This is a genomic window from Pseudomonas sp. A-1 (assembly GCF_004801855.1).
GTDB lineage: Bacteria > Pseudomonadota > Gammaproteobacteria > Pseudomonadales > Pseudomonadaceae > Geopseudomonas.
Window position 1 is genome coordinate 1 of sequence record NZ_SSTC01000146.1, and the last position, 5,830, is coordinate 5,830.

The following is a 5,830-nucleotide window of genomic DNA, read 5'->3' on the forward strand; positions in this document are numbered from 1 at the left end:
TGACCGACATCGAGGACGCCTACCTCGGCTGGCGCTCGGGCGACCTGTTCCCGGCGCTCGGCGAGAACGGCGTGGACCTCTCCTTCGGCCGGCAGAACCTCAGCGTCGGCGACGGCTTCCTGGTCAACGGCGACTCGCTGAACTTCGGCGACGTCGACCTCGGCGCCGACTACGACCGCGGCGGCGCCTACTACCTGGCGGCGCGCAAGGCCTTCGACCAGACCGCGGTGCTGCGCCTGGGCGGCGAGCAGGGCCTGCGCGGCGACCTGATCTGGCTGAAATCCGACAACCGCGCCCAGGCCGAGACCGAGCTGGCCATCGCCACCTTCGAGCACGTCGCCGAAGCGGGCACCCTGGGGCTGACCTGGATCCGCGGCCTCGACGTCAACGAGCGTTTCGCCAGTGCAGCCCAGGCCGAGCGCGACGGCATGGACACCGTCAGCCTGCGCGGCGCGGGCGGGCTGGGCGTGGAGAACCTCAACCTGGCCTTCGAGTACGCCAGCCAGGACAAGGACAGCGGCACCGAGAACGCCTGGTACCTGGAAGGCAGCTGGACCTTCGCCGCCCTGCCCTGGACGCCGACTGCCACCTACCGCTACAGCCGCTTCTCCGAGGCCTTCGACCCGCTGTTCTACGGCCTGAGCCGCGGCTACGGCACCTGGTTCCAGGGCGAGGTGGCGGCCAACTACGCCGGCCCGTTCAACAGCAACTCCCGCGTCCACCACCTCGGCCTCAAGGCCACGCCCGTGGAGAACCTGACCGTCGGTGCGCTGTACTTCGACTTCGACACCCTCGACACCGACCTCGGCAACCTCGGCGGCCGCGAGCTGGACCTGTACGTCGAGTGGATGGTCAACGACCACCTGCTGATCAGCCCGGTGCTGGGCCTCTACCGGCCCGAGCGCAGCGCCGCCGAGGGCGGCACCCAGCTCGGCGGCGACGACACCAACCTGTACAGCCAGCTGGTCTTCGCCACCTTCTTCTGACCGGTCACCCTCCCTGGCCGGACCGCCCGGGGCAACGGGCGGCCCGGCATTTTTTTGCCAACGGCATAAGAAGACTCGCGCGGCGATCCTCTACCGCCGCTGCGGGTGCAAGCTGTCCGGTGGGCAATCGCTGCGCGAGTTGCCCATACGCCCCCGCCCTACGCCCCCGAATAGCCCTGACTGTGCAACCAGCCACGCAGCATCGCCTGCTGCGGCGCAGGCAGGTCGGCAGCCATCCGGGCGAACGGCTCGCCGGCCTGCAGGCGGCGCAGGCGCGGCGCCAGCTCGATGCCCTGCAGGTGCCAGATGCCCAGCGGCTGGTCGGCGCTGACCACCACCTCGGCCTCGGCCACCAGGTTGTCGCGCAGCACCGGCGCGCGTTCCACCCTGAGGCAGGCGAAGTCGGCCGGCGCGTGCAGCGGTTCCCTGTCCGGCCAGTTGGACCGCGCCGCCCAGAACGGCTGATCCGCCCAACGTTCTTCGAGTGCGTAGAAGTCGCGGCCGGTGCGGGCGAAGCGCTGGAACAGCTGCTCGACGCGGCGCTGGTGGAAGGCCAGCGCCAGCCCGGCGCACTCGGGACGGGTGAGCAGGGTGTTGATCACCGCCGGCGCCTGCAGCGCCGAGGACAGCGCCTGGAAGATGCCGTTGCCGGACAGCGGATCGACCGCCATGGCCGCATCGCCGACCCGCAGCCAGTTGGCGCCGCCGGTCTCCAGGGCGAGGATCGCCGTGCTGCTGCGCGCGTGCAGGGCGGCCGGCTGCAGCGCCTCGGCGCCGAACAGCTCGGCGACCCGCGCCGACTGCGCACGGCGCTGGGCGCACCATTGCAGCAGGGCATCGCGCGCCGGCAGCGCACCGCTGGCCGCGCCCAGGGTGATCTGCCAGTAGCAGCGGCCGTCTTCCAGGCGCGCCATCCACGCCCAGCCGTCCGGCAGGCTCTCCACCGCCGAACCGCCGCGCCCCGGCTCCTCCTGCCACTGGTTGAGCAGGCTGACCGTCTCCGGGCCGCGCAGGCGGCGGCTGCCGAGCGGTGCCTGGCGGCCGCGCGCCTCGACCAGGAACTGCGCCTGCAGTTGCTGCTCGCCGCCGCTGCCTTCCAGCAGCAGGCGGTGGCCGCCCGCGTCGCTGTGCCGCTCGCGCACCCGCGCCTCGATGAGCGGCACGCCGGCGGTGCGCAGGTCCTCGCGCAGCGCGGCGTCGAAGCGCGGGCGGTCGAGGAGGAATTCCTGGTTCAGCGCGCTCTCCGCGCCGTTCCACAGCACCCGCCGCGGCGAGGCGCGGTCGGCGCTGGCCAGCGCGTGGGTCAGGCCGGCCTGGCGCAGGCCGTCGAGCACCCGTTGGGATACGCCCTCCACCGCGGCGAAGCGCCGCCACTCGCCGACCACGCACACCTCGTAGCCGAGCCGGCGCAGGCCGATGGCCACCGCCACCCCGGCCGGGCCGGCGCCGAGCACCGCGATCTTCACCGCCTTCATGCCTGCCTCCCGCGCCGCTCCGGGCCGATGTATGCCGCCTGGCGGCGCAGATGTTCGAGCAGCGCCGCGCGGTCGCTGCCCGGATGGTCGTGCAGATGGCGGGCGAGCAGCCCGCTGAAGTTGGCGCAGGCCAGGCTGGCGCCGGCCAGGCCGCCGGCGGTGACCGGCGCGCCGAAGTCGGCCTGCGCGCTGTCCAGCCACGACCACTGCCCCGCCGCGCAGCGCGCGTCGCCGGTGATGCGCAGCACGCCCGGATAGCTGGCCGGCCACACCGGCTCGCCCTGCGCCGGACTGGCAGCGCACAGCAGCACCCCGGCGTCCAGCGCGCGCGCGCAGGCTTCGCGCAGCAGCGGACGGTCCTGGCGCAGGCCGAGGCTGAGGTTGATCAGCGCCACGTCCCGGTCGATGAGCCAGTGGATGGCCGCGGCGACCTGCAACGGGCTGGTCTGCCAGCGCTCGGCGAACACCTGGGCGACGCAGCCGCGCACCACGCCCGGCTGCAGCGCCAGCGCCTCCAGCACCGCCGTGCCGTGGCCGAGACGATCGGCCTGCGCCACGCCCTCCTGCAGCCCTTCCCCGTCCAGGCGGAAGGCGCGCGCCGCTGCTACCTGCGCGGCCTGCTGTGGCGCGTGGCCGCTGTCGACCACGCCGATCAGCAGCTCAGGTTTCATGGCTCATCTCCCGCCCCACGCGCTCGCGCAGCTGGCCGTCGGCCAGTTCCAGGTGCAGGTCGACCTCGGCCAGGGTCGAGGCGCGGTGGCTGATCAGGATGCGCGTGCGCCCGGCGAACAGCTGGTCGATGGCGGCGATCACCTCGCGCTCGGTGGCCTCGTCGACCGCCGAGGTGGCCTCGTCGAGCACCAGGATGCGCGGCTGCTGGAGCAGCGCGCGGGCGATGGCGATGCGCTGTTTCTGGCCGCCGGAGAGCTGCTGGCCGCGCTCGCCGAGCGGGCTGTCGAGGCCCTGCGGCAGGCTGGCGAGCAGCTCGTCGAGGCGCGCCAGCTGCGCCACCCGCTCGATCTCGGCGCGGCTGGCCTGCGGCGCGGCGTAGGCCAGGTTGTCGGCCAGGCTGCCGCGGAACAGCACGATGTCCTGACTGACCACCGCGATGGCGCGGCGCAGCTCGGCCAGCTCCAGCTCGCGCAGGTCGGCGCCGTCGAGCAGGATGCGGCCGCGCTCGGGGTCGTGGAAGCGCTGCAGCAGGTCGATCAAGGTCGACTTGCCGACCCCGGATGGGCCGCTGAGCGCCACCTTCATTCCGCCGGGCAGGCAGGCGGCCGCGCCGCGCAGCAGCGCCTCCTGGCGACCCTCGTGGCGGAACCACAACTCCTCCAGGCGCAGCTCGCCGACTCCTGCGGGCAGCGGCCGCGGATGGGCCGGCGCGGCGATGGCCGAGGGCTCGGCGCGCAGCTCCATGACCCGGCCGAGGCTGACGGTCATCCGCTGCAGCGCCACGTACAGGCCGAGCAGGCTCTGCACCGGCCCGACCGCCATGCCCAGGTAGGTGGAGAAGGCGATCAGCGCGCCGAGCTGCCAGCTGCCCTGCACCACCCAGTAGCCGCCGACGATGAACGCCGCGGCGCGCGACAGCGAGGTCAGGGTACCGGGCACCGCGTGGGTGAAGAATTCGGTGACCTGCAGGCGCAGCAGCTGGCTCATGTAGCCCTGGCCCAGGCGCTCCAGGCGCTGCGCCTCGCGCTCCTGCTGGCCGGCGGCCTGGATGAACTTCATCGCCGGCAGGGTCTCGACCAGGAACGAGGACACGTCCGCCGAACGCTCGCGCAGCGCGCGGCTGTGGCGCTCGACCTTGCGGCGCATCCAGCGCAGCCAGAGCACCTCCAGCGGCACCAGCACGGCGAGCAGCAGCGACAGCTGCCAGGACAGCGCCAGCATCAGCGCCACCGCCCCACACAGGCCGATCACGCTGGACAGCGCGGAGAACAGCGCGTCGACGGCGAAGCGCTGGATCTCGGCGACGTCGCCGTCGAGACGCGACAGCAGGTCGCCGATCCGTTTGCGCGCGTAGAAGGTCGGCGGCAGGCCCTGCAGGTGGCGGTACAGGGCGTCGCGCAGGGCGAACAGGATGCGCCCGGACAGACGGGTGTGCAGGTAGCGGTTGATCCCGCCGAGCAGGGTGCCGAGCACGCCGACGCCGATCATCGCCAGCGCCACCTGCAGCAGGTGGTCGAAGTCGCGCGCCAGCAGGCCTTCGTCGATCAGCGTCTTGGTCAGCCAGGGCTGCGCCAGCACCAGCAGAGAAGCGCACAGCGACAGGCCGAGCAGGCCGGCGATGGCCCGCCCGTGCGGGCGCACGAAGGAAAACAGCCAGCGCAGCGAACGCTCCAGCAGCGCGCGGTCGGGGCTGTCGATCAGGCGGACCAGCAGACTCAGCATGCCGGTCCGCCGCGCAGCTGCTTGAGCTTGCGGTACAGGGTCGCCCGGCTGATGCCCAGCGCCTCGGCGGCGGCGGAGACGTTGCCCTGGTGACGGTCGAGGGTGTCGCGGATCAGTTTCAGCTCGTTCTCGCGGATGCTGCTGGCCTGGCGGGTGCTGGCGGTCAGCTCGTCGAGCAGGCTGTCGCTCAGGTGGTCGAGGCCGAGCAGGCTCTCGTCGCCCTCGCGCATGGCCAGCGCGGCGCGCAGCACCATCTCCAGCTGGCGGATGTTGCCCGGCCAGTCGTACTGCTCGAACAGTTCGGTGAGGTCGGCGTCCAGGCGCACCTGCGGCGCGCCGAGCTTGGCCAGCAGGCGTTCGATCAGCGCGGCGAGGTCGTCGCGCTCGCGCAGCGCCGGCAGGCGCAGGCTGATGCCGTTGATGCGGTAGTAGAGGTCCTCGCGGAAGCCCTTGTCCTGCACCTGGGCGCGCAGGTCGCGGTGGGTGGCGCAGACGATCGCCACGTCGATGTCCTGCTCGGCGCCGCCGCCCAGCGGCAGCACCTTGCGCTCCTGCAGCACGCGCAAGAGGCGCGCCTGCAGGGCCAGCGGCATGTCGCCGATCTCGTCGAGGAACAGGGTGCCGCCGTGGGCCTGCTGCAGGCGGCCGACCATGCCGCCGCGGCGCGAGCCGGTGAAGGCGCCCTCGCGGTAGCCGAACAGCTCGGATTCGATCAGCCCCTCGGGGATGGCCGCGCAGTTGACCGCGACGAACGGCTTGTCGGCGCGCGCACTGGCCTGGTGCAGCGCCTGGGCGACCACCTCCTTGCCGGTGCCGGTTTCGCCGAGCAGCAGCACCGGCAGGCCGCCGGCCAGGCCCTGGCGGGCCATGCGCAGGGCGCGGGCCAGGCGCGGATCGTCGCCGGCCAGTGCTTCCAGGCAGTCGGCGCGCGCCGGCGTCGGCCGCACTCCCGTCCACAGGCCGGCGCTGGCGGCG

At 73.1% G+C, this 5,830-nt stretch carries 5 protein-coding genes; 1 reads left to right on the forward strand and 4 read right to left on the reverse strand.

Annotation, left to right across the window (positions count from 1 at the left end):
- On the forward strand, positions 1–986 hold a 986-nt coding region (locus E5198_RS20035), incomplete at its 5' end, for a hypothetical protein (RefSeq protein WP_136491681.1).
- A 158-nt stretch (positions 987–1,144) separates the two neighbouring features.
- Here the strand turns inward: E5198_RS20035 and E5198_RS20040 are convergent.
- From E5198_RS20040 to E5198_RS20055, 4 genes are all read right to left on the reverse strand, one after another.
- Entirely contained in the window at positions 1,145–2,461 is a 1,317-nt protein-coding gene (locus tag E5198_RS20040; RefSeq protein WP_136491682.1) for an NAD(P)/FAD-dependent oxidoreductase, read from the reverse strand.
- Positions 2,458–3,132, reverse strand: coding sequence for a S8/S53 family peptidase (locus tag E5198_RS20045; protein ID WP_136491683.1), 675 nt, complete (start codon positions 3,130–3,132; stop codon positions 2,458–2,460). The genes E5198_RS20040 and E5198_RS20045 overlap by 4 nt, the downstream gene beginning before the upstream one ends.
- Positions 3,122–4,855 (reverse strand): ABC transporter ATP-binding protein, encoded by a 1,734-nt coding sequence (locus tag E5198_RS20050; protein WP_136491684.1) that lies wholly within the window; start codon positions 4,853–4,855, stop codon positions 3,122–3,124. Before E5198_RS20050 ends, E5198_RS20045 begins: the two co-directional genes overlap by 11 nt.
- Positions 4,849–5,830, reverse strand: a 982-nt coding sequence (locus tag E5198_RS20055; protein ID WP_168772566.1) for a sigma-54-dependent Fis family transcriptional regulator, incomplete at its 5' end; no start/stop codon positions are given. The genes E5198_RS20050 and E5198_RS20055, both read right to left, overlap by 7 nt.

Bases quoted from the DNA above. Each gene is read 5' to 3' on its own strand.
- E5198_RS20040 (WP_136491682.1), bottom strand. From the start codon at position 2,461: ATGAAGGCGGTGAAGATCGCGGTGCTCGGCGCCGGCCCGGCCGGGGTG.
- E5198_RS20045 (WP_136491683.1), bottom strand. From the start codon at position 3,132: ATGAAACCTGAGCTGCTGATCGGCGTGGTCGACAGCGGCCACGCGCCA.
- E5198_RS20050 (WP_136491684.1), bottom strand. From the start codon at position 4,855: ATGCTGAGTCTGCTGGTCCGCCTGATCGACAGCCCCGACCGCGCGCTG.